The sequence below is a fragment of the Lyngbya sp. CCY1209 genome, from assembly GCF_055795065.1.
Genome location: NZ_JAYFER010000187.1, coordinates 1 through 22,638 on the forward strand (window position 1 = coordinate 1; position 22,638 = coordinate 22,638).

Annotated in this window: 20 protein-coding genes and 1 riboswitch; of the genes, 8 read left to right on the forward strand and 12 right to left on the reverse strand. The window is 54.4% G+C overall.

Translation table 11 applies throughout. The features are described from left to right. Positions 1–144: 144 nt before the first annotated feature. Positions 145–2,289 (reverse strand): peptidase domain-containing ABC transporter, encoded by a 2,145-nt coding sequence (locus tag AC0QHF_RS03080; protein ID WP_324702717.1) that lies wholly within the window; start codon positions 2,287–2,289, stop codon positions 145–147. Positions 2,290–2,414: 125 nt separating this feature from the next. Beyond that, positions 2,415–2,603, reverse strand: coding sequence for a hypothetical protein (locus AC0QHF_RS03085; RefSeq protein WP_324702718.1), 189 nt, complete (start codon positions 2,601–2,603; stop codon positions 2,415–2,417). 380 nt (positions 2,604–2,983) lie between these two features. On the opposite strand from AC0QHF_RS03085, the gene AC0QHF_RS03090 reads away from it, so the two are divergent. Together AC0QHF_RS03090 and AC0QHF_RS03095 are read left to right on the forward strand one after the other, a co-directional pair. After that, positions 2,984–4,045, forward strand: a complete 1,062-nt coding sequence (locus tag AC0QHF_RS03090) for an HlyD family secretion protein (RefSeq protein WP_324702719.1) — start codon at positions 2,984–2,986, stop codon at positions 4,043–4,045. Between the two features lie 353 nt (positions 4,046–4,398). Then, entirely contained in the window at positions 4,399–4,617 is a 219-nt protein-coding gene (locus AC0QHF_RS03095; RefSeq protein ID WP_324702720.1) for a DUF4327 family protein, read from the forward strand. Positions 4,618–4,632: 15 nt separating this feature from the next. On the opposite strand, the gene AC0QHF_RS03100 is transcribed toward AC0QHF_RS03095, so the two are convergent. Continuing rightward, positions 4,633–5,856 carry a protein kinase domain-containing protein gene (locus tag AC0QHF_RS03100; RefSeq protein WP_324702721.1) on the reverse strand — a complete coding sequence of 408 codons (1,224 nt, stop codon included), beginning with the start codon at positions 5,854–5,856 and terminating at the stop codon, positions 4,633–4,635. A 189-nt stretch (positions 5,857–6,045) separates the two neighbouring features. Next, positions 6,046–8,274, reverse strand: coding sequence for a serine/threonine phosphatase (locus tag AC0QHF_RS03105; RefSeq protein WP_324702722.1), 2,229 nt, complete (start codon positions 8,272–8,274; stop codon positions 6,046–6,048). A 231-nt stretch (positions 8,275–8,505) separates the two neighbouring features. Here AC0QHF_RS03105 and AC0QHF_RS03110 point away from each other — a divergent pair, with 231 nt between their 5' ends. Beyond that, positions 8,506–9,279 (forward strand): DUF928 domain-containing protein, encoded by a 774-nt coding sequence (locus tag AC0QHF_RS03110; protein WP_324702723.1) that lies wholly within the window; start codon positions 8,506–8,508, stop codon positions 9,277–9,279. A gap of 103 nt (positions 9,280–9,382) precedes the next feature. Here AC0QHF_RS03110 and AC0QHF_RS03115 read toward each other — a convergent pair whose 3' ends face one another. After that, a complete protein-coding gene (locus AC0QHF_RS03115) occupies positions 9,383–10,021 on the reverse strand; it encodes an RNA polymerase sigma factor (protein WP_324702724.1) in 639 nt (212 codons plus the stop codon). A gap of 643 nt (positions 10,022–10,664) precedes the next feature. On the opposite strand from AC0QHF_RS03115, the gene AC0QHF_RS03120 reads away from it, so the two are divergent. Together AC0QHF_RS03120 and AC0QHF_RS03125 are read left to right on the forward strand one after the other, a co-directional pair. Then, positions 10,665–11,033 carry a hypothetical protein gene (locus tag AC0QHF_RS03120; protein WP_324702725.1) on the forward strand — a complete coding sequence of 123 codons (369 nt, stop codon included), beginning with the start codon at positions 10,665–10,667 and terminating at the stop codon, positions 11,031–11,033. 381 nt (positions 11,034–11,414) lie between these two features. Next, positions 11,415–11,699 carry a hypothetical protein gene (locus AC0QHF_RS03125; RefSeq protein WP_324702726.1) on the forward strand — a complete coding sequence of 95 codons (285 nt, stop codon included), beginning with the start codon at positions 11,415–11,417 and terminating at the stop codon, positions 11,697–11,699. A 303-nt stretch (positions 11,700–12,002) separates the two neighbouring features. Here the strand turns inward: AC0QHF_RS03125 and AC0QHF_RS03130 are convergent, their stop codons facing one another. Then, positions 12,003–14,012: an amylo-alpha-1,6-glucosidase gene (locus AC0QHF_RS03130; protein WP_324702727.1), complete on the reverse strand. Its 2,010-nt coding sequence runs from the start codon at positions 14,010–14,012 to the stop codon at positions 12,003–12,005. Positions 14,013–14,236: 224 nt separating this feature from the next. Between AC0QHF_RS03130 and AC0QHF_RS03135 the strand changes: the two genes are divergently transcribed. Then, a complete protein-coding gene (locus tag AC0QHF_RS03135) occupies positions 14,237–17,803 on the forward strand; it encodes a bifunctional diguanylate cyclase/phosphodiesterase (protein ID WP_324702728.1) in 3,567 nt (1,188 codons plus the stop codon). A 167-nt stretch (positions 17,804–17,970) separates the two neighbouring features. On the opposite strand, the gene AC0QHF_RS03140 is transcribed toward AC0QHF_RS03135, so the two are convergent. The 6 genes from AC0QHF_RS03140 to aat all read right to left on the reverse strand — a co-directional run bounded on the left by AC0QHF_RS03140 (position 17,971) and on the right by aat (position 21,675). Then, entirely contained in the window at positions 17,971–18,825 is an 855-nt protein-coding gene (locus tag AC0QHF_RS03140) for an energy-coupling factor ABC transporter ATP-binding protein (RefSeq protein ID WP_324702729.1), read from the reverse strand. Next, positions 18,809–19,612: a cobalt ECF transporter T component CbiQ gene (cbiQ, locus tag AC0QHF_RS03145; protein ID WP_324702730.1), complete on the reverse strand. Its 804-nt coding sequence runs from the start codon at positions 19,610–19,612 to the stop codon at positions 18,809–18,811. The genes AC0QHF_RS03140 and cbiQ overlap by 17 nt, the downstream gene beginning before the upstream one ends. A 9-nt stretch (positions 19,613–19,621) precedes the next feature. Then, positions 19,622–19,918, reverse strand: coding sequence for an energy-coupling factor ABC transporter substrate-binding protein (locus AC0QHF_RS03150; protein ID WP_324702731.1), 297 nt, complete (start codon positions 19,916–19,918; stop codon positions 19,622–19,624). A 10-nt stretch (positions 19,919–19,928) separates the two neighbouring features. Beyond that, complete coding sequence (locus AC0QHF_RS03155) at positions 19,929–20,684, reverse strand: energy-coupling factor ABC transporter permease (RefSeq protein WP_324702732.1); 756 nt, start codon at positions 20,682–20,684, stop codon at positions 19,929–19,931. A 23-nt stretch (positions 20,685–20,707) separates the two neighbouring features. Further along, a riboswitch (cobalamin riboswitch) is annotated at positions 20,708–20,868 on the reverse strand. A 29-nt stretch (positions 20,869–20,897) separates the two neighbouring features. After that, positions 20,898–21,053 carry a hypothetical protein gene (locus AC0QHF_RS03160; protein ID WP_324702733.1) on the reverse strand — a complete coding sequence of 52 codons (156 nt, stop codon included), beginning with the start codon at positions 21,051–21,053 and terminating at the stop codon, positions 20,898–20,900. Between the two features lie 43 nt (positions 21,054–21,096). Further along, positions 21,097–21,675, reverse strand: a complete 579-nt coding sequence (gene aat / locus AC0QHF_RS03165) for a leucyl/phenylalanyl-tRNA--protein transferase (protein WP_324702734.1) — start codon at positions 21,673–21,675, stop codon at positions 21,097–21,099. A 66-nt stretch (positions 21,676–21,741) separates the two neighbouring features. Here aat and AC0QHF_RS03170 point away from each other — a divergent pair, with 66 nt between their 5' ends. Beyond that, the gene (locus AC0QHF_RS03170; RefSeq protein ID WP_324702735.1) at positions 21,742–22,221 is read left to right on the forward strand and encodes a hypothetical protein; all 480 of its coding nucleotides are present in this window, start codon (positions 21,742–21,744) and stop codon (positions 22,219–22,221) included. A 50-nt stretch (positions 22,222–22,271) separates the two neighbouring features. Next, positions 22,272–22,601: a hypothetical protein gene (locus tag AC0QHF_RS03175; RefSeq protein ID WP_324702736.1), complete on the forward strand. Its 330-nt coding sequence runs from the start codon at positions 22,272–22,274 to the stop codon at positions 22,599–22,601. Positions 22,602–22,638: the final 37 nt, after the last annotated feature.

Below are 22,638 nucleotides of genomic sequence, written 5' to 3' on the forward strand. Positions count from 1 at the left end.
GCAATGGATGAAGCCGAGGCGCACTAACAGACCGAGGGCTTGACCTCTTAACCACCACTTTCTCTATGCAGTCTTTAAGGTTTCTGCTTTTAAAGATTTCAAAACTTGAGTCTCCTTCTCAAAATTGGGAAGGGGGCTTAATTTTTATTGACCTAAAAAGTCGAGGTGTTCTCCGGGAAGCGATCGCAACTCGGATAGAGCGCCCTGAAGCTTTAAGTGACCTTCGTCCAATAAAATCATCCAATCTGCCCGTTCGATGACCCGGGGTCTGTGACTGATTAAAATCGTCGTTTTTCCCCGCCTCAATTGCAGCAATTTCGTCAATAATTCCGCCTCGCTGATGGGGTCTAAACTGGCGGTCGATTCATCTAAAATCAATACGGATGGGTCGGCAACGATCGCCCTCGCGAGCGCCAACCGCTGCCTCTGTCCCCCCGAAATATTGGCTCCAAATTCACCCAAAACGGTCTGATATTTTTCCGGTAATTGGCTGATAAATTCGTCCGCCCCGACAACCTGACAGGCTTTGACAATTTTCTCGAAACTCAACCCCGGATTTCCCAACCTGAAATTATCCAAAATTGAGCGACTCCAGAAGTGGGCGTCTTGGGGAACCAAAACGACCTGCTGTCGCAGACAATCCAGGGATAAATCTTGCTGATTGTAAACGCCGTAACGAATATTCCCAGATTTCACCGGATACAACCCGGCGATCAGTTTTGCCAGGGTACTTTTTCCGCATCCCGATCGCCCGATCAAAGCGATCGCCTGTCCGCCGGGAAACAAGACCGAAAAATTGTCGAGTAAGTCAATTCTTCCTCCATAACAAAAACTGACGCGATCGCAAATAATGTGATCCCGGGGCGAAATTTCGGCCCACTGCAACTGAAGATTTTCCGGGGTTTCCGGCGTCGCGTCCACCACGTCCGACAACCGCTGCGTCGCGGTTTGCACCCGGGTCAGATCGTCCACAAACCCCACCAAAGAATTCACCCAGGTCGATACGTTGCGGTTGAGGTTGATAAAAGCCAGCAATTGGCCGATCGTCAGGAGATCGGCCATCACAAATCGACTTCCCAGCCACAAGAGGGCGACGATCCCCACGTTGCTAATCGCATTTGAAAAGACCGTATTGACGATCCCGATCTGGGTGCTGCGAAATGTCAAATTTGCCAGTCGTCCGAAGCGGGTTTGCAGTTCCTCCCAAAGCTGGGGTTTGCCATTGGTGGTTTTGAAAGTTATCGCCCCCTTGAACGTTTCCACCAACAATCCCTGGTTTTCCGCGTCCAGGGCGAACCGATCGCGGGTTTTTCGTTGCAGGATCGGCAGCAGAATCACGGTCGTCACGGTCATCAAAACGGCGATCGCGATCGCGGCGAGGGTGAGGGGGACATTGTAAATCAACATCACCGCCAGGGACACCAGGGCGACAAAAAATTGGCTGGGAAGGCTGACGATAAATTGGGCGAGGAGTTGATTGATTTCCCGAATATCTCGCAGGCGGCTGATCACTTCCCCGCTGCGGTGGGTTTCGTAATACGTCAGGGGCAAACCCAACAGTTTTCGCCCGAATTCCATCACCAGTCCCAATTCCAACCGCTGTCCAAAATGGGCGATCAGGTTGGATTGCACCAATTCGACGGCACCGGCGAAAAGATTCATCAAAATGACCGCGATCGCAACTCCGGTCAGCATTTGAGTATCTCCCCGCACCAGCACCTCGTCGGTGAGGATTTGGATGAAAAACGGGGATGCGATCGCCAATAAACCCAGAACCCCATTTAACAGCAAGACCTGCACCAAAAGGCGGCGGTAAGCCCAGGTGCGCCGGAACCACCGCCACACGCCGGGTGGGGGATCGCTGGTTTGCAGAAAAAAACGCTCGGGATCGGGTTCCAACAACAGACAGATCCAATCCCGCCACCCCTCCCGAAGTTCCGTTTTGGACAGGTAGAGGAGTCCCACCCCCGGATCGGCGATCGCGTATTTTTGGCCTTTTTGCCCGTACAACACCACCCAATGATACCCCTGCCAGTGAACGATCATCGGCAGGGGTGCCTGATGCAACTGTTCCAGGATTTCGGGGTTGGCCCGCATCGGCCGCGCGTCGAATCCGATCGCCTCCGCCCCCTGTTTCAACCCCAACAGCGTCGTTCCCTGCTGTCCGGTTCCCGACAGTTCCCGCAGGCGACTGAGGGTAAAAAAGCGCCCGTAATACTTCGCCACCGAAGCCAGACAGGCGGCACCGCAGTCCTCCTCACTGTGCTGCAAAATGACCGGATATTTCATGACAATTAACAATTAATAATTAATAATTAATAATTAATAATTTTTCAAAAAAACACCCGCTTTTCTTGACGGGTGAAGGGTGGACATCCTGGTGAGGGCTACTGTCGGAATCTCAATTTAGAGATTTAGTAGTAGCAGTAGCGGGGTTTGTAGGAACTGGCGTGATAGTAGTAGGTGGGCTTGTAGTAGCTGTCGTAGTAGCAATAGCGGGGATGATAGTGGCCGCCATTGACGGTGGAGGATTCTTCCTGGCTCAGTTCGGTGAACAGAGCTTTCGTTTGCTTTTGGTTTTCTTTATTGTTGTCTTTCTTCATCGGATCACCTCGGTGATAAACAACAAAATCGATCTGTCGGAGCCGAAGGGCTGCGAGTCGGCCGATTTTTTTGACCTCAGCATTGAAATCGCGATCGCCACCGTCCGAAAGAAATAGAAGGATGCCACCGATCTCAATCCCACAAACTGTAGATTCCCCTCAGAGAGGGAAGCGGAGGCAAGATAAATTTGATAATTGGCGCAAAGATTGATGGCGATCGGGGGATTTGAGGTCAATCTTAGCAGAATCGAGTCGAATCAGTCTACTCACGGCTTAAAATAATCATTTGTGGATTGACGATCGCCCTGAAGAGAGAAGACAACTGTCGCCATTGGCGATAGTAGAAGATGTGACCCGTTTCCTTCGCCAAATTGACGGCCATGCCTGTTAACCTCCCCCCCGCCGAAGTGCAACCCTTCGACAGCGACAATTTCCTGCCGCCCATCGAGGCGTGGACGCGCTGGGGGGCGAATTTGCTGTTGGGGACGTTCGGAGTGGCGGTGGTCGCCGCCGGACTGATCCCCTACAGTCCCACGGTGAAAGCGCCGGGTGTCGTGCGAGCGTCGGGACATCCCCACTTCGTCCGGGCGACGACGGCGGGGCGGGTGGAACAGGTTCGAGTCCGGGAAAATCAGACGTTAGAAGCGGGAGAAGAAATTGCCTCCGTCAACCCGTCGGGGCTCAAAGCGGAACGGGAAGGGTTGGAAGAACAGATCCGCCAGTTGGGGGAGGAACTGACTCAGATCGGGGGATATCTTGAGACGCTGGACAATCAGATTTTGGCCCTGTGGAAGTCCAAACGCCGATCGCGCCGCCAAAACCAACAAATTTCGGTGGAAGTGGCGGTGGTGGAGTTGACGGAATCCGATCCCCGGGTGGCCCAGGAATTGGCGAGGGAACGGCGATCGCTCCTCAAACAGGAGTGGGAACTGCAACGGGATCTCGATCGCGCCGAAAAGCAATTGCAACGGGTGAAACGGCACATCGACGACCCCATCATCCGCGCCCCCATCGGCGGTACCGTCATCCGTCTCGATCTCCCCCGACCGGGGGATGCGATCGCCGCCGATGCGATCGTCGCCCAAATGGTGCCGGAAGACAGTCCCCTGACGTTCGCCGCCCGGGTTGCGGAGGATGCGATCGCCCCCATTGAGCCCGGGCAGACGGCTTACCTGCGGCTGTCGGCCTATCCGGTTTCGGAATACGGGACGTTGCGGGGTACAGTGGAGGGGATTTCCTCGCAGCCCGTCGGCGGGGGCGATCACGGGGATTCCCGGGCAACCTACGAAGTGACGGTGCGGCCGGAAACCCCCGATTTTCCGAAAGGCGATCGTCAATACCCCTTGCGGGCGGGGATGGAAGGGCGGGCCGATATCGTCGTCGGCCGAGAAACCGTCCTCACCTTCGCGTTGAAAAAGGTCAGGCTGTGGGCCGCCCGGTAGCCCCTTGTCTGAATGCCGGCAGTCTGGTAATATATACCTTCATGTTGGGGTTTCTCGTCTATCCCGGCGTCGTGAGGGCATGACCTCGGCGCTCTCAAGATTGCATAACTCTCGAACGCCCGTTCAAACCGTCGTTCAACCTGGGGTCACTCATCGTGATGATTCCACCCTCGAAGGCGTTCGTGTGACTCTCAACCCGCCTTGAAAAAAAGTTACACAATTTAAAGAAAGTATGCTAATCTATAAATCTAGGAGGAAACTTCCCCGAATGCGGATCATCTATGCATCGGTACGACGTCGGTAAAGGGGAACACCCAAACGTTCTTTAAGATTTCAAAAACTGAAGAGGTATTATGAGCCAAAAGGTTATACACCCGATGGAGAAGTTTCAACGTCAGGTGCATTCCCTCGTCAAATCTGACATTGTAAAGCCTGACGATCGCCTGTGGAAGATAGCGTTGCTATTTGGCGATGACTGGAAATTCTTGAAAGAAGAACTGATCGATTTCGGTTTTTCCATGCAAGATCCGATCAGCGAACTGCTGATGGTGGATGTCTGGGATGAAGAATAAACGTCTTCTCCACCTTCAATGCAAACAATCCGCCAGAGCCGTCGCCAGAGCTTTGGCACTCTGATAGCGATCGCGGGGCTTATGCCTCGTCACCCTGCCGATGACCTCCCGCAACTGAGGCGTGATGGTAGGGACGCGATCGATATTAAATCCATATTCCCGATCTTGTTTCCCGTAATAATTGAGCGGGCTTTCGCCCGTGAGCAAAAAGATCAACGTCGAACCGATCGCATAGAGATCCGACTGCGTGAGCGGCTGTCCCCGGTCTTGTTCGGGGGCGCTGTAGCCTTCCGCCCCGATGCGGGTTCCGGGGGGCGTGCCGATTTCCTTGACGGCCCCGAAATCGAGGACGACGATGCGGTTGTCCCGGTGGCGGAGCATCAAATTAGCCGGTTTGATATCCCGGTGGATGATGGGGGGGTCGAGATTGTGGAGGTACTCCAACACTTCGCCCGTCTGGATAGCCCAGGCGATCGCCTGTTCGGGCGTCGCCGGTCCGCGCTGAAAAATGCGCTTTTCGAGATCCTGACCGTGAACCATTTCCATCACCAAATACTTCTTTCCGGCTTCAACGAAAAAGTCGTAAAATTTCGGGATTCCCGGGTGATTTAAAGATTTCAAGGTCTTGGCTTCCCGCTCGAACAATTCCCGGGCCTTGGCGATCTGCGCCATATCCGCATTCATTTCCTTGAGTACCACCAGGGTCGGGACGGGGGATTTCCCGGGAGTTAGCCCTTGGGAAGTCCGGCTGTCCCAAGCCAAGGTGGTCGTCCCCATGCCGCCCTGGCCGAGGGTCCGCAAAATCTGATAGTGTCGGACGCTGCGTTCCACCCGAATCGGCCAGCCGCAGTGAATGCAGAACAAATTTCCCGGCGGATTACCCCCGTGGGAACAATTGGGGGCATTCGGCACAGGGGGCGGTTGAACCCGCTCGATGGCGACCTGAAGCCGGGGGCCACCCTGGGCCAGTTCCAGCATCACGCCGTTCGTCAGCAGACCTTGGGTCATCAAGGTGCCGTTGACGAAGGTGCCGTTGGTACCGCGGTTGGTAAAAACCCACGGCTTTCCGTCGGTGCGTTGCAAGTCGAGGTGGTGTCGGGAAACGAGGGGATCGACGATCACCACGTCATTTTCCGGCGATCGCCCGATGCGAATTGAAGACTCCGTTTCAAACCGCCACTGTTTGAGGGGGGTCTTCTGTTTCGCATCCAACAGGGTCAGCGTCAGGATGTCAGTCATGGAGGTTATCGCGCTGGGTGTAGGGTGTAGGGTGTGGGGAAGAGAAACCGCCTTTGTATCAGGGTTTCAAGGTTTGTCCCCCGAAGGAAATTGTCAACACACTGGCTTCTCGTTGCCATAAAAATCGACAAAATAGAGGGCGCTTCGGGGTGGAAACGGATCGCAACGGTCTCGATTCCGCCGTCAACTTCAGTCCATTTGTCGCACCAGAGCCCGCACCGCGATCGCCGTGATATTGTCGTGGCCGTTCTTTTCGTTGGCCAGATCGATCAGCGCATCGACCCCCTGTTCTAAATTGACGTCCGGCTGAAGCAGGGGTTCGACGTGAGTTTTCAAGTGCGTCTCCAGCAAATCATTGTCCGTCAACCCGTCGGAAGCCAGAATCAACAACATATCCTCCGCAATGTCAAAAAATCCCACGTCCGGTTTCAAATAATTTCCGTCCCGCGGGCCGAGCGCCTGAGTCAACTGATAGGCGTCCGGGCGGGTGTAGGCCAGTTCCGCATCCACCCCCCGGGCGATTTCCCGCTGTCCGACCTCGTGATCCACCGTCACCTGTTCCAAACCGCGGCTGCGGGTGAACCGGTACAGGCGGGAATCCCCGACGTGAGCCACCGCCAGGCGGGTGTCCGCCACCACCGCCAGCACCAGGGTCGTCCCCATGCGGCCGCTGCCGGAGCGAGTCCCCTCCAGGTTGAGGCGGTAGAGGGCCTGGTTGGCCTGGGCGATCGCGTCCCGAATCATCGTCTCCGAGGGCAGAGAATCCGCCCAGTGGGTTTGAAAATACTCTTTCAAGGTACTCACCGCCATGCGGCTGGCCACCTCCCCGCCGGCGTGGCCCCCCATGCCGTCGCAGAGAATGTAGAGGCCCCGAGCCAGCAGCGTCCGACTTCCCGTGGTTTCCTGGCGGTCCAAGATGGTCTGGATGCCGAAATCATCTTCGTTGTGCGATCGCTCCCGGCCCACATCCGTGCGGCCGAATGCCTCCAAATTCAACAACTGCGGGGGTCTGGGAATCGTGGGCGCGTCCGCCATCCAATCCGATTCCGCCGGTTCGGCGTCCACCTGCAGGCGAGTCACCCCCCCGGACATCGGCGGGGCAACCGCCGTCGTCGGTTCCGCCGCCGGCGCGAGTTCCATCTGAATCCCTTCCAATCGCGCCTGCAACGCCTCGACTTCCCCGATGTTGCCCTCCCGGAGCTCTCGCAACAGTTCGGTGAGGGACCCGATCAGCGTGCGCTGCGATCGCCGAAACAGCGCCGTCCAAAATTCCCCCAAATCCGCCCAGGTCGGAGCCGAATCCGGATCGGGGTAGAGCCGTTTCAACCGCAGGGTCGGGGGGGGAGCCTCGGAGACGACCATATTATCCAATTCCAACAAACTGCGGCGACATCGCCAGGGTTCCAGGGCGTCCCAGACTCGAACCATCTCCTGCAGCCAGGTCACGATCTGCCGGGGTGGCGTCCGGATATCGTCCCACCGCCCCGCAAAGTCGGGAAAATGGGAAGAATCTTCCAGGAGTACGATCGCCCGGTTGTTTTGCTCCCAGGCGTCGTGCAGCCTCGGAAAGTGTTGCGGATACTGAGACTTCAACATCAAATAAGCTTGAGCCAGGGGAATGACGAACGGTTCCATCTGTTGCGGTAAAGGGTCGAGATCGCCACGCTCCCAAGTGTCCGGGGGAGAGAGTTGCAGCGGCCGGCAATCCAAAACCGGGACGGTCGCGATCGCCCCGGATACGAGGGGCGGCAGGGATTCCAAAAGTTGGTATCGCTGTTGGGGGTCCAGATAGGCCCCTTTGGGGATCGAAGCCGGTTGAGGTTTCGGAGTCGCGGTTTCATCCGGGGGGATCTCGGCTTCGGCGTCCGCCGTTTCCGAACCGAGGGCGTCGAGATCCGAGAGGATGCCGGGGTCGAACACCTCCGCCGCCCCGACCTCCTCTTCCTCCGCCCACGGGAAAATGTCGCCCCCGACGGTTTCATCTCCATTTTCCCCCGGGGGGGAAGAAAATGGGGGGGCATCGACGTCGGAATCAATGCCGATCGCGTCGAGTGTCGAAAGTGTCGAATCCCGGTCGCCGGCCCCTCCGCCCGCGAGGCGATTCTCCGGCCCAGACGCTTCGCGAACGACGGTTTGGGTATCCGTCCCGTCCGCGGCGGTTGCCGGGGAAGATGACATCGGGGTGTCGGAATGCCAGGACACGACGGCCAGCCAGACTTTTCCCGTTTGGGCGCCGCAGTTCTCACAGTTGAGGGCGTCGAGCGACACGGTGGCGCCGCACTGGGGACAATGTTGGTGGGTGAGAGACAATCCGCACTTTTGGCAAAATTTATGGGTGTCTGGATTCTCAAACTGACATTGGGGACAAACGAGCATGATGGAATTCCCCGCCGCGACGGTTCCCGTATAAATCTGCATAACCTTTAGCTTCCCATTTTATGCCACAAATTACTGAGAAGGTAGCTCGAACGAAATTCTTTGGGACATCGGAGAGGGGAACAGTTGCGGGACTCCGCCCGGTCATGGCTCGAAGGGAGGGGCAGTTAAAAAAAGCGATTTGCACGGCGGTTGAGGTGGGCCTTGTCGAGTCGGTGGGTCCGCGCGGGCTTCGGAGACCGCCATTGATCCGTCACCAGTCAGGAGAAAGCGATGAAATTACGAGGGTTTTTCACGGTCATGATCTCGACGGCCTTCAGTTGGCGGGCGATCGCCGCCATTTCTCTGCTCCCGGCGATCGCCCAATTTCGGTCTCCCGAGGTGGAGTCCGACCCCGACCGCCGAGAAGCGCAACTGTTTCGCGATCGCGGAATTTCCTTGAAAGCGCTGGTCCCCGCCCGGGGTGGGGTGACGGTCGATCCCCATCCGACGTTCTGGTTTTACATTCCCCCCGCGGCCGACGTGAGCGCCACTTTGGAGGGCTATTTTGTTTTGGAAGATGCCACGAATGGCCCGATCTACGAAACTCGCCCGATCCTGCCGAGGACTGAAACGCTCCTGGCGATCGAGCTGCCGGAGGAGACGTTGCCCCCGTTGGAAATTGGCAAATCCTACCGTTGGTTTTTTACCGTCTGGAATGTCGATCCGGCCTGCGGCAATACGGTGAGCGGCACCGTCGAGCGGGTCGAATCCGATCCGGACTTGAAAGTCGCCTTAGAAAACGCGACCTTCCGAGAGCGTTCCCAATTGTACGCCGATCGCGGTATTTGGTACGATAGTATTTCCACCCTTGCCGAACTCCGCCGGACTAACCCCACGGATACCACCCTCACGACTCAATGGTATGACTTGCTGCGATCGGTGGGGTTGGAAGAATTCGCCGCGGTGCCTTTGACGGATCGATTGTCATCGTCGGAATACAGACCCGCAGACACCGATATTAATCCTTTTCTTCATCCTGGATATGAATCTTCGCCTTGCGATTGATAGTTAAAGAACGACGGTTGGAGTTGAGGGAGTCGGAATGTCAATCCCCCATCCCGGTCAAAATTGGAGTCCAAACGGAACGGTCCGGGCGATCGCGCCGCCGTCAGGTCGATTCGGTTTCCGGGAACCGAATCAATTGCTTGAGCTTCTCCAGAGCCCGCTGCTTGCGCTTCCGCAAGGCCGTTTCCGAGTGATCCGCATATTCGTCGCGGCTTTGGATGTCTCGCCAGGACAACCCTTCGACGACCTTGAGCTGCAACAGTCGCCGATCGCCCGGATTGAGTTGTTGAAATGCCGATTGAATTGCGATCCGCTCGACATTCAACTGTTCCTCCAATTCCAGGCGATCGAGATCGTGCGCTTCCTCGGCGGGATGATTCTCGTCGAGCGGCACCGACCGCCTTCGGGTCCGACTCAACTCTCGAATGTAGTTGTAGGCGGTCGTTCGCACCCAGGATTTTGGAACTCGAATTTCGGCTCCCATTTCGATCTGGCAGACCGCCCGCAGGTAAACTTCACTCAGAATACAGGCTTCGGAGTAGGCGGACTCCAAATGAAATTGCTTCAAACGCATCCGAATGAAGCTGAAAACGGCTTTACCCTCGGAACTCCCAGAATCCAGAAGCTCCCGAAATTCCGCGTCGAAGTCCGACCTCCGGGTTTCCCCGGCGGGCCGTTCCAATGACTGCGTTTCGGAGGTGGCCGACGTCCTGCGATCGTTGGAAGAGATGTGTTGAGTCATAAAACCTGAACTCCATCTACAGCTACCATTAGGTAGAAGGTAGCCTATTCATTAGTGCAGCCCATCAAATGTTTGTGACTTTCATCCGTATATTCACTGATATTCCGGCAATTTGCGTCGCCCGCCGGTTAAACTTGTCACAACCCGGCTCCGCGAGTCACTGTAAACTGAGCGAATCTAATTTTGACCGTTGGACTGTGAAGGAGTCGATCGCCATGCAGAACCCACAAATTCGGGAATCTCGGCAACTTATCATTCGATATCCCTGCGGGGAGAACCAGCGCTGCATTTTGCCTGCGATGATTTGGGTCAGCATTTGTTGAACAAATTTCCCAGTCACAAGACCGGGAACGCGGTCACGTAATAATATGGGATCATTCTTCTGTGTCGTTGATCGTCTCGAACCATTGGGTTCGACTTTCGGAAAGAAATGTGATTCCCCAGTAGATACCCGGGCGCCAGCATCAATCGAAAATTGCGATCGCATCTGAGAGCTTCACAAAACGATCCCCAATTTTGAGATTGGAGATTGAGGGGCTGTCTCAACGGAGTCAGTTTTGGATCAATCGTCTAAAGAGGGAAACTATGCGGGCTCAAACCCCACAAGTCCCGAGACAACTCCACTTGTAAGGATTGTTAGTTTATGTCAGTAAAAACATCGGACAACTTGGAAGATCTGTGTTTCGTCCCCTCTCCGGAAATCTGGGAGATCCTCTTGGAATACCATCGGCTCGCCTCTTCCCACCGCCTGTCTCAGGAAGAGGAAACTAGGCTGGGGCGAATTCTAGATCGAGCTTGTGCGAACGAAGTGATGACTTTTTGGATCGGCGAGATCGACTATCTCATCGGGAAGAATTTGGGTTTATTTACACCCCAAAATTGTCATTCTTATTATAATCAGCAAGCTTGGCTAAAAGAATACCTTACAAATCTAGAATTTACCTGCGATCGCACGTCGAACGATCGCACGTCGGACAGCCGGCGACGACAGCCGACGGGAACCAAAAAATAAGATTCGGATTTGTTTGGGGTCGCCGGACATTCCCCATCCCGACGGGAAATGACTCGCCACGAGTTGTTTCCCGTTTTGCGATCGCCCCGCCCCCTCCACCTGTCACAAATGGGGCGACAAGTTCACTAACTGATGGAGCGCGATCGGGCGGTCCGCGCTCCGATATGAAAAGGAAAAAAATCTAAAATTCTTGACAAATACTACAAAAGTAGTATAATGCGGGTAAAAATTCGATCCCGCCCCCCTTTAGATACCCGTAATTCCTTCGGCTTTTCATAACCGTAGAAACCGCCGATATTTCATTCCGACAGCCCTTTGTGGCGGTCAATATCCAGAATCGAAAGTGAGAGATTGACATCACAATTAACGGAGGAGAACGCCATGACTTGTCCTCAAAATTCATTCGGCGAACCCGCCTGTCACATCACCGCCCACCCCGACCATCCCAACGAAAAATTCTGCGCGACGTGCAATCAACGCTTCGTCGAAAAGCCACCCTTTGAAGCCCTCAACTTCATCATCCTGGCGGCTTTCCTGTTTTGGCTGTTGGTGGCGGTCATCCGGCCGAACCCACAACCCCAATCCGAATCCAACAATCCAGAGGGACCCCTTCCCGTGGACAACCCCGGTCTGAGCATCCAAAGGCCGAAAAACGACAACATCTGAAGAGTCGGAAATCGGGAATTTTAGATTGTAGGGGCGCAAGGCTTGCGCCCCAATCCGGTTGAAGACCCGAACCGCTCGGGAATCAATTCCCCAGCCAATCGCTCCCATCATATCATGTCCGTTAAAATAGTTTTTACAAAAACTATTTTTTGATTCGATAATCAGAAATAAATATGATAACTGATGATCCGAACTTGATATCATCGGTCGATGATTGGGGAGTCCGTCCGGTCAGAAAACCGGATCTGATATCGCTTGTCATTTTTCATTTTTCATTTTTCATTTTTCATTCCGTTCCCGTCCTCAATTTTCGAGTTCAAACCAGGCCCGCACCACTTCCGCCACCGTCCAAGCTTGGGCGAAGCAACCCCGGGGGGACATCGGCGCGTCGGCGTCGAAAATTTCGCTCAGGGTGCCCATGCAGTGGGTGCGGAGGTGGTCGGCCATCGGTTCCAGAAACGATCGCGCCAAAGTGCGATCGCCGTAGACCCCGAAGTGGGCGAGGGCGAACGGCCCGATCAGCCACCCCCAGACGGTCCCCTGGTGGTAGGCGCCGTCCCGTTCCACCAGATCGCCCCCGTAGACGCCCCGATACTTGGGATCGTCGGGGGAGAGGCTGCGGAGGCCGTAGGAGGTCAACAATTTCTGGCCGCAGACGTCCACCACCCGGCGCTGTCGTTCGGGGCTCAGCAGGGGGGGATAGCCTTTTTCGCCGAGTTGGGACAGGGACACGGCAAAAATCTGATTGGGCCGCAGGGAGGCGTCGTCCCCCTCGGGGGAGTCCAGGACGTCGTAACAGTAGCCGAGTTCGTCATTCCAGAAGCGGGAGAACCCCGCCGCCGTCTGTTTTGCCAAATTTTCATAATCTTCGGTGGGCTTGCCCAGGAGTCCCCCAAGGCGCACCATGATTTGCAGGGCGTGATACCACAGGGCATTCACTTCCACGGGTTTTCCGACTCTGGGCGTCACCACCCAATCCCCGACTTTGGCATCCATCCAGGTCAGTTGCAGGCCCGGTTCGCCGGCGCAGATGAGTCCGTCTTCGGGGTCCATGTGGATGTCGTAGCGGGTCCCCTGGCAGTGCCAGTGGATGATGGAGTCCAACACGGGGAAGAGTTCGGCCACGAGGGTTTCATCGTCGGTGAAGTCGAAGTAGGTGCGGACCGCCTCGAAATACCAGAGGGTGGCATCGACGGTGTTGTAGTCCGGGGTGTCCCCGACTTCCGGGAAGCGGTTGGGGATCATCCCGCGCGCGACGTAGCGGGCGAAGGTTTGTAGGATGGTGCGGGCGACGTCGGCCCGTCCCGTGGAGAGGGTCAGTCCCGGCAGGGCGATCGCCGTGTCGCGCCCCCAGTCGCCGAACCAGGGATATCCGGCGATGACGGTTTTTCCGGGGGTGCCGTCGGGTCCGGTGCGATCGACGATGAACTGGTCGGCGGCCAGCACCAGTTGGCGTATCCAGTCAGGGGTTTGTTCGGCGACGGGGGAATTCTGAAATAAGTCGCGATCGTGTTGAAATCGGGATTCCAACTCGGCGGCGACATCCGGGTTGGGATCGGGTTCGGTGCTGGCAATGACGGCGAGCGATCGCCCCGGTTCCAAGGTGACGTGGAAGGTGACGGCGTGGAGGTGATCTTCAAAACAGTCCATCCCCCGGTAGCGTTCGACGGCCAGATCGTAACCGTAGTACCAGGGGTGGCCCGGGGTCGAAATCAGCACTTCCTCATCCGCGCCGCCCCGGGCGAACAGGTACAGCGGGGTCGCCGTCGGGAACGCCCGGATCTGGACTCCTCCGGAAATTGACTCGATCCCGAGTTGCCAATCATCATTCCCGTGGGTATTGTAGTGGTGATCGCGGTGGTTCACCATCGCTTTGATCGCCAAGCTCATGGGTTGGGTCGCCCGGTGCAAGGTATATTGAACGTAGGTCGTATTTTGCCCGTATTTCATCCAAATTCGTTTTTCTAACAGGGCATCCCCACAGGCAAAGTTCCAAACGGGAATCGTGCCGTCGAGTCTGAATCGTTCGATCTGTTTGAAACCTTCCGGGTCAACTTTGCCGTCCGCCCAACGATTTGTGTACAGTGGAAAAAATCGATCGCCATAACTAGCCGTCTCGTCCAACTTTGTCATCAACAGAGTCCGACTGAGGGGCGGCTTCAGGGTGGCGATCAGCAATCCGTGATATCGACGGGTCAGGAGTCCGCCGACGGTGCCGGCGGCATAACCCCCGATGCCATTTGTCATCAACCATTCGCGAGATTCGCTGGCATCAAGATCACCACAAATTTCTCGGCCACACGCTAGAATCATATTTGATTTCCCAACCTATGTTGTGTACATCACTTAAATTTATGACAAATTGGTGCGACAACAGACGAACGTAATTAAAATTTTACATATTATAAAATATCGGCTGCAATCATCCCCCATATTTCCCATCACAAAGCATTAAATTTGACGGCGACATTTCCCAAATTTTTGATGGTGTCATCCCATTCACTCCGCGATCCGGAAACAATTCAAGCGATCAAACAATGAAAGAAAAACTCGGAAACAAAGTGCGACTGCTGAAGCTATCGATGATTACGAGTTCCGCCCTCGGATTGCTTGCGATCGGCAGTCTGACCGCAATTTTAAGCCTGCTGCCACTCTATAATCGCCTCAAACAACAAGAAGAGAAACAACTGATATTTGCGGCTCAAATGATCGCCGTCAGGATTTCCGATCGCGTCGATAAAGCCATCGAAGCGGGGGAGTCCATCGCCAATCGCGACAGTTATCAAAAATTGTTTCCGATGCTCAACTCGGCCGAAAATGTTTCGGCTCAAACCTTGGAAACGATCGAAAATAAATTCCGAGATTTGCTCGATGAGTCCGTCGTCGGAATGGCCTATGTTACAAACGGCGGTACTCCCATTTTAAATGTGGGAGTCCCCATCTCCCCAGAATTTCTGGGCCAACCCAAGGTCAACACGCCTTCGGGTTGGGTCGCCGGTCCCCTCGAAATTGACAATACCCTTCACCTGCTCGTTGGAACTCCCGTCGGAAAAAATAGCGCCCACCTCCTCTTATTTCGGTTGTCGAACATTCAGGATCTCGTCGAAAATCAAATCCGCTTTTCCCCGTCCAACAGCATACTTTTGGCGATCGAAGAAAATCGTCAAGTCCGGCCTTTATCAATTTGGAGCGATCGCCAAACCGACGAAATGGCACGACTGCTCGAAGATCCCGCCATCCCCACGGCCCTCCAAAAGGGAAAGCGCACCGAACCGATCGCCCTCTGGTGCCGCACCTGCGACGATTTTATCGCCTACAGCCCCATCCAAAATATCAATTGGGGGTTGATTGTCGCCGAAAATAAACGGCAACTCTACGGCCCCGTTTACCAACAGATTTCCCTTCTCGGGGGGGGAATGCTGCTCCTGATTTTGCTGGGGACGGGGTGCTTGATATCGGTGCTGCGTCCCCTAGCTAATCGGATGCAGCGGGAAATGTTGGAGCGTCAAAAAGCCGAAGTTGCCCTCCAAAAAGAAAAAGACTTCACCCAAACCCTATTCGACGCCAACCCGGCTTTCTTTATCGTCCTGGATGTCGAAGGTCAGGTGAAGTTAATGAATCCCGTCATGCTCAATACGTTGGGTTACACCCAGGAAGAAGTCGAGGGGATGAATTACACCGCCACTTTCGTCCCCAAAAAAGGGGACAGCTCGTCGTGGATATTCGAGTTGATGGTCAACCGCCGCCTCCCCATCCGCACCGAGGAACACATGGTCGCCCGGGACGGCCGGGAAATTATCGTCGAATGGCACGGTCGAGCGGTTTTTAATGAAGAAACGGGCGAATATGAATATTTCGTGGGGGCCGGTTTGGACGTCACCGACCGCAAGCGGGCCGAGGAAGAATTGCGCCTCCTCCAACAAATTACCCGCGCCGTCAGCATCGCCCCCAACTTCGACGCAGCTTTGCAAGTGGCACTGCATTCGCTGTGTGAAACCACGGGTTGGGAATTCGGGGAAGCCTGGATTCCCAACCCGGAAAAAACCCATCTCGAATACAGTTCAGTGAGCTACGAGTCCCAGGCAAATGCGATCGCATTTCGCCAACGCAGCCGGGAATTTCTCCTCAAGTTCAACGAAGGTTTGCCGGGGCGGGTCTGGGCTTCCCGACAGCCGGAATGGACTCGGGATATTTCCCGGGAATCCCCGGGGAAATTTCCCCGCCGTCAACTCGCCAAAGAGTTCGGGTTCAAAGCCGGATTTGGCGTCCCCATTTTGGCGGACGGGCAAGTGCTGGCCATCTTGGTTTTTTTCCTGTCGGCTCCCCGGGAAAAAGAGCAGCGCCTGGTGGAACTGGTGTCTTCGGTCGCCACGCAGTTGGGTTCCGTTTTTCAACGCAAGCAGGCGGAGGCGAAATATCGCGATATTTTCGAGAATGCGTTGGAGGGAATTTTTCAACTCGATTTGCGGGGGCAATTTATCAGCGCCAATCCCGCTTTGGCGAAAATTTTTGGCTACGAATCGGAAGCGGAATTGATGGCGCGGGGAGCCCAAATTAAATATCTCGACGCCAAAACCAACCGACAATTCATCCACCTCTTGCAAACTCGGGGATCGGTTTCTAATTTTGAAGCTCAGGTTTATCGGCGGGATGGGAGTTCCATCTGGATTTTACAAAATGTCCGGGCGATTTGCAGCGATCGCGACCGGCGGGTACTCTACTACGAAGGGTCAATTATCGAGATGACCCATTTAAAACAAACCGAGGAGAAATTGCGCCACAGCGCCTCCCATGATTCCCTGACCAATTTGTGGAATCGCTCCTTTTTCTTGGAGCGATTGGAGCGTTCGCTCGAACGGTGCCAAAGGGGCGAAAATTACGGGTTCGCCATCTTATTTTTAGATCTAGACGGCTTCAAATTTATCAACGACAGCCTCGGACACGGCATCGGCGACCGCCTCCTGATCGAGATCGGACGGCGGTTGAAAACCTGCATTCGCCCCCAAGATATCCTCGCCCGACTGGGGGGAGATGAGTTCACCGTCCTGCTCGAAAATATCGTCGATCTGACCGAGGCGAACGCCACGGCAGAGCGGATTCAAAAGGCTTTGAGAAGGCCGTTTCTCCTTCAGGAACATCAGGTTTTTACCGGGGCGAGTATCGGCATCGTGCAGGGGACTCCGGACTATGGAAGTTCGCCGGAAGTGTTGCGGGACGCGGACACGGCGATGTATCGCGCCAAACAGCAGGGAAAGGGGTGCTCCGTGGTGTTCGACGCCACCATGCGAACCGATGCCCTCCGGCGTTTGTACCTGCAAACTCAGTTGCGGTTTGCTTTGGAACGGCAAGAATTTCAACTGCATTATCAGCCAATTGTCGAATTGTCGAACGGAAAAATTGCCGGGTTTGAAGCCCTGTTGCGGTGGCAGCATCCGGAAGAGGGATTGATCTCCCCCGCCGAGTTCATTCCTGTGGCGGAAGAGGCGGGATTGATTGTCGAAATTGGCGAATGGGTATTGCGAAAGGCTTGTTATCAGTTGAGCGAGTGGAAGGAACGCTTTTCGATTTATTCTTCGTTGATGATGAGTGTCAATCTTTCCTCGCAGCAATTTACGGCCGATCTGAGCCGCCGCATCGGCCAAATTTTGACCGAAACGGGGGTGGGGGGTTCGGATTTGAAGTTGGAAATTACCGAAACTGCGATCATGGCCGATCCTCAACTGGCGATCGCCACCTTGACTCAACTCAAACACCAGCAAATTAAAATCTGTATCGACGACTTCGGGACCGGTTATTGTTCCCTGGGCTACCTGCACCAATTCCCGGTGGATATCCTCAAAATCGACCGCTCTTTTGTGAGCAAAATTCCCGGCGCGGAAGATAAGCTGGAGATTGTCCGGGTGATCGTCGCCCTCGCCCAGAGCCTGCGGATGGATGCGATCGCGGAGGGGATCGAAACGGCCGAACAACTGCACCAACTCCAACAATTTAACTGCAAATACGGACAGGGTTATTTCTTCTTCCGCCCCCTCAACTGTGAAGCGGTCGAAGCGTTATTGAGTCGCCAAGAAACCGAACTTCAACCCCCCATGTCGCTACAGTAAATTCTATCAGATCCGGTTATTTACCGGACCAACTGCGATCGGGTGTAGGGAGGGGTTAAGGGAAAGGGGGAAAGGGAGGGTGAAAGGAAATTTCCCCGATCGCTGCGGCCACAGATGTTGTGTGGTTAATTTTCAGGATTTGATCTGATCGCAAAAAGCCGAAAATATTAACCTTCTCCATGCCAACTTCGGCGGCGGATGTGATGCCGAATCCCTCGCAACTGTTCGGGAGAAAGGGCGATCGCCTCATCTTCCATCAACCCATTCATCACGTCAAAAACCAGCGGAACCCCCAAACCCAAATCTCGCAATTTCTGTATTTGGTTAAAAACCGTTTCCGGGGTTCCCTCCAACGCCACCCGTCCGCCGTCGATGACAAATACCCAATCCGCCCAGGCTTCCACAAAATCCAAATTGTGGGTCGCCAAAACGACAGTCGTCCCCATCTCTTGAATGCGATTTAAAAGGGTGTGAAAATTGCGAACTTGATAGGGATCGAGGTAGGCAGTTGGTTCGTCCAGAAATAACAATTGCGGTTGTAAAACCATCACGTCGGCGATGGAAACCCGCTTTTTCTGCCCCAAACTCAGATAGTTGATCGGCGCATCGGCTAAACTCATTAAGTCGAAATCCCGCAAAGTTTGCCCGACTCTGCGGGCGATTTCCGACTCGGACAAACCCAGATTGCAGAGTCCGTAGGAAATATCTTCTTCTACGGTCGTCGCCACCAACTGTTGTTCGGGATTTTGGAAGACCAAACCCACCTGTTGGCGCAATTGATTGAGGGAGGTGCGATCGTACTTCAGCGGCTTTCCCCGCCAGCGAATCACCCCTTTTTGGGGCCGATACAACCCGTTCGCAAGCCGAAAAAAGGTGGTTTTTCCGCAGCCGTTGCGACCGATCGCGGCGTGGCGTCGGTGCGACTGAATATCCAGGGTAAAATCCTGAAGGGTCGGGCGCTGATTGCAGGGATAAGTATAGGAAACGCCGTCGAATTCCAATAGGTTATATTCTGGCGACATAAGACCACCCGATACTCACGAACAGCAGCCAACAACCGAATACCGCCTCGGCTGTATATCGGGGGTTCGGTTTGTCCCGGCGAATCGACCAAACCTGCAACTCTCCCCCATATCCCCGCGAGGTCAATCCGAGGGCAATTTGACGGTAATTTTCGAGGGTTTGGTGCAGCAGTTGACCGGCGACAATGCCGGCGCTGCGAAGTCCGGTTTTCCAGTTCCCGTAACCCACCCGCACCTGTTGAGCGATCAGCAGTTGGTTGGCAGTTTCGGTCAACAGGAAAATAAACCGATACATCAGCGTCAGCAGTTCCGCGATCGCACCAGGACAGCCAATTTTTCTCAAAATTCGGATCATTTCCGCGAAGGGAGTCGTCAGCAAAATAAAATACATACAGGAGGTCAACGCCACGGAACGGGTCAGCAGAAAACCGGCTTGTTGGATACCTTGCCGACTACAATAGAGGAAGACATTTCCCAAACTGATTCCCCAGATTACATCGGCTCGGATGGATTCGATATGGGCGACCCAAACTGTCCCCAAAACTAAAGCGGGAAGGCTGGCGAACCAAAACGCCAGGGGAATGGCCTGCAATTTCAGGTAAATGGAAGCCGGAATTTGAGCGTAACCGACGATCCAGATGGCCATCCAGATTGTTATTAAAATTTGCAGGACGGGTGGAGCCGCGAAACCGAAGCAAAATAGCGTCGCCGCAAATAGCAATTTGTGTTCGGGGGGTAAATAACGCAGCCGATTGCTGTAGGCTAGGGAATCAATTTGATGGTGCATTTAAACGGGTCAGTTTTTTCTTTCTTTGCGCCCTTTATACAGGCCGATGACATATCCGACAATTCCGGCGCCGATCGCGGCTTGGGATACAAATAGCAGGCTTTCGACTTCGCCGCTGGGAAGTTCTAGGACGGGTTCAAACCAGGGTTGATAGTCGGGTCGAATTTCCGCGATCGCCTGCTCCGCTTCCCCGTCGGCACCGCCGTATTCTCCCCGCACGAAAATTAAAGGTAAAACCGCCAGGACGATGACAGCCAGAATCATGAGTCCGTTGCCATTTTTGGATGATTTTTCTGAAGGTTGCATCGTTTTTTCCCTAGTTATTGACGTTCAAAAGTTTCAAGGTTTGTAGTTCTTCGGTGGCGTAAGATTGCAGCCAATTCCAAACCAATACTGTCAACAATCCTTCGCTGACGGAGAGGGGCAGTTGGGTGAGGGCAAAAATTCCGGCAAACTTGAGGAAGGAAGCGAGGATGCCGCCGGAAGCGGCGGGAAAGGCGATGGCTAACTGAACTGATGTCACCAGATAAGTTGCCAAACTTCCCAGGGTTGCCGCCGAGAAAATGCCCAATTTCTGCCGTCCGAATTTCAGGGATAATCCATAGATGGCGAAAGCCACCCAGGGGCCGACTACCGCCATCGAAAAGGCGTTGGCACCGAGGGTTGTCAAGCCGCCGTGGGCGAGTAATACGGCTTGAAATAATAGCACCAAACTGCCCAAAACGGTCATCACCCAAGGGCCGAATAAAACCGTCCCCAAACCCGTCCCGGTGGGGTGGGAACAACTGCCGGTGACGGAGGGAATTTTGAGGGCGGAAAGGACGAAACTGAAGGCTCCGGCGAGGGCAATTAAGAGTTTGAGTTCGGGGTGTTCTCGGGTGATTTGGGTGAGCGATCGCAATCCGATCGCGAAAAATGGCAACGCCAACACCCACCAAAAAACCGCCCAGGGAAGGGGCAAAAATCCTTCCATGATGTGCATCGCCTGGGCGGGGGCGGCGGCGCCGATAATGATATAAAAGCTCAACCCTGCCATCGCGGCAAGGTGCAATTTTCGATTCATTTTTCTCATCCGTACCTCGCAGATGTTATGAGTGATGGATCGCGCGATCGGCGGGCATCCTGACTCACAGATTTTGGTTACAATTCTTTACAAAATCTGCTCACAGTTGCGGGACAGCGCCGGATTTTCACCGAACTTTCCCCGTTACCTCCAGGGGCTGTTCCCCCCTGAAACCGACAGTTTTGGTATTGTACCACAGAATCGAACCCAGTCATCATCCAATTAAGTGGGGATGTCAATTTTCTTTTTGAAAATTTCAACTTTCGACGGCTCGTCCCGGCGATTTTTTGCCAAAATTGCGTCGGGTTCCGACCCGAAAACGTCAACTCGGGTCGAGGGTTTGGAATGGTCAACTAAAATATAAATTTCGACCTGCATTTGAGAGTTGCCTCCGCAATGACAATCAAGACCGACCCCAATCTTATTGCAAATAACAGTCTCTTTCCAGGGCTTTTGCGAGTAATTTATTATACTTTTTTTGGGTGACGATATAAGCGCCGAACCGCTCCAGGTGGGGGTTGTTCATTTGGGCATCGAAGAGGATAAAATTCCGCGATCGCAGCCGTTCGACCAACTTCACCATCGCCACTTTCGAGCCTTCCGGAATGTTGAAAAACATCGATTCCCCGATGAATGCCCCGCCGATGACGAGACCCAAAATCCCCCCCGCGAGGCGATCGCCCTGCCAGGTTTCAAAACTGTGGGCCCATCCCGCCTCATTCAACAACCGATAAATGCTCTTCAATTCCGAAGAAATCCAGGTGCTTTCCCGATTGGCGCAGCCCTCCAAAACCCCGTTAAAATCCCGATTGACCGCCACTTCAAAGCGATTTTGATTCAGGGCTCGCCGCAGCGATCGCGGGTAACGGAAGCGATCGTCGAGGGGAATGAGCGCCCGCTCGCGACTCGTATACCACCCCAAAGAATCTTCCCCGTCGTTCGCCATCAAGAAATAGCCCCGGGCGTACCCTTCAATAATTTCCGAGAGGTCATATTGCATATTTTTCTAATTCTGATATGATGAAATAAGGTTGAATATAGAACCGTATTTTTTGTTTCAAATATTATGCTAAAGCAGGATTCTTATCCCGTACTTGAGAACACCTTGGGCAAACTCCTCAATAAAACCGAAAAAGATTGGGGGTATTTACAAATTCACAAGGTGGAGAACACTTACGCCGTCCGGCTGTCGGGAACCACCGATACAATTTTGCGCTTTCTGAGCAACGAAAATACCCGCTCCTACCGCCTGTTTTGGTATCGGCGGCCCCATCCCTCCGTCTCGATCCAAAGTCGGACTACCAAAAATCAAGTTCTCGATCCGAAAACCAAATCCTACAAGACCAAGAAGTACAAAACCTACCAGGTTTCCTGCAAAGCGGAAGCCAATCCCCTCGAATCTTCCATCAACCGGATCTTCGCCGAACTGGTTCGGGTGCAACTGGTGGAACTGATCCAAGCTAGAATAGACGAACTGAACCGGACGAATCAAATCGAGACGGAGGACACCTTGGAGTCCCCGGTCGTCACCGTGGTTCAACAGTGACCGTTGTTGTCAACGTCAGTTCCAGCCGTTCTTGCAAATCTAAAGAGCCTATGCCTGAACCGCTCAAACCCATCACCCTGCCCCCGGTCGAAAACCCCCGCCAGGAAGGAGAGTGGCTGCAAACAGCCCTGCACGACTGGCTCGATCGCGAATTTATTCCCGAGGCCGTCAACGCGGAAATTGCCGAACGGGCCTCCCAAATCTTCGTCCGCCAGCGGATGGAGGGCGAGAACGATCTGGGTTGCCTCGTGATCGCGATCGTCACGGAGATGGAAGCGTTCGACTTTTCCAAAAGCTTTTTCGGCGAGTTCGCCATCGCCAACGCCGTCAGCGACCTACTCCTCGACAGCCTAGGGTACGAACGCTGCTGCGGCCATTAAAGACAACGGAGCAGAGGGGGCAGAGGAGGCAGAGGAG

Coding starts and splice junctions, on each gene's coding strand:
- AC0QHF_RS03155 (WP_324702732.1), bottom strand. CDS start 20,684: ATGAGAAAAATGAATCGAAAATTGCACCTTGCCGCGATGGCAGGGTTG.
- AC0QHF_RS03090 (WP_324702719.1), top strand. CDS start 2,984: ATGCCTGTTAACCTCCCCCCCGCCGAAGTGCAACCCTTCGACAGCGAC.
- aat (WP_324702734.1), bottom strand. CDS start 21,675: ATGCAATATGACCTCTCGGAAATTATTGAAGGGTACGCCCGGGGCTAT.
- AC0QHF_RS03095 (WP_324702720.1), top strand. CDS start 4,399: ATGAGCCAAAAGGTTATACACCCGATGGAGAAGTTTCAACGTCAGGTG.
- AC0QHF_RS03175 (WP_324702736.1), top strand. CDS start 22,272: ATGCCTGAACCGCTCAAACCCATCACCCTGCCCCCGGTCGAAAACCCC.
- AC0QHF_RS03085 (WP_324702718.1), bottom strand. CDS start 2,603: ATGAAGAAAGACAACAATAAAGAAAACCAAAAGCAAACGAAAGCTCTG.
- AC0QHF_RS03130 (WP_324702727.1), bottom strand. CDS start 14,012: ATGATTCTAGCGTGTGGCCGAGAAATTTGTGGTGATCTTGATGCCAGC.
- AC0QHF_RS03120 (WP_324702725.1), top strand. CDS start 10,665: ATGTCAGTAAAAACATCGGACAACTTGGAAGATCTGTGTTTCGTCCCC.
- AC0QHF_RS03150 (WP_324702731.1), bottom strand. CDS start 19,918: ATGCAACCTTCAGAAAAATCATCCAAAAATGGCAACGGACTCATGATT.
- AC0QHF_RS03160 (WP_324702733.1), bottom strand. CDS start 21,053: ATGCAGGTCGAAATTTATATTTTAGTTGACCATTCCAAACCCTCGACC.
- AC0QHF_RS03115 (WP_324702724.1), bottom strand. CDS start 10,021: ATGACTCAACACATCTCTTCCAACGATCGCAGGACGTCGGCCACCTCC.
- AC0QHF_RS03110 (WP_324702723.1), top strand. CDS start 8,506: ATGAAATTACGAGGGTTTTTCACGGTCATGATCTCGACGGCCTTCAGT.
- AC0QHF_RS03170 (WP_324702735.1), top strand. CDS start 21,742: ATGCTAAAGCAGGATTCTTATCCCGTACTTGAGAACACCTTGGGCAAA.
- AC0QHF_RS03140 (WP_324702729.1), bottom strand. CDS start 18,825: ATGTCGCCAGAATATAACCTATTGGAATTCGACGGCGTTTCCTATACT.
- AC0QHF_RS03105 (WP_324702722.1), bottom strand. CDS start 8,274: ATGCAGATTTATACGGGAACCGTCGCGGCGGGGAATTCCATCATGCTC.
- AC0QHF_RS03125 (WP_324702726.1), top strand. CDS start 11,415: ATGACTTGTCCTCAAAATTCATTCGGCGAACCCGCCTGTCACATCACC.
- AC0QHF_RS03135 (WP_324702728.1), top strand. CDS start 14,237: ATGAAAGAAAAACTCGGAAACAAAGTGCGACTGCTGAAGCTATCGATG.
- AC0QHF_RS03100 (WP_324702721.1), bottom strand. CDS start 5,856: ATGACTGACATCCTGACGCTGACCCTGTTGGATGCGAAACAGAAGACC.
- AC0QHF_RS03080 (WP_324702717.1), bottom strand. CDS start 2,289: ATGAAATATCCGGTCATTTTGCAGCACAGTGAGGAGGACTGCGGTGCC.
- cbiQ (WP_324702730.1), bottom strand. CDS start 19,612: ATGCACCATCAAATTGATTCCCTAGCCTACAGCAATCGGCTGCGTTAT.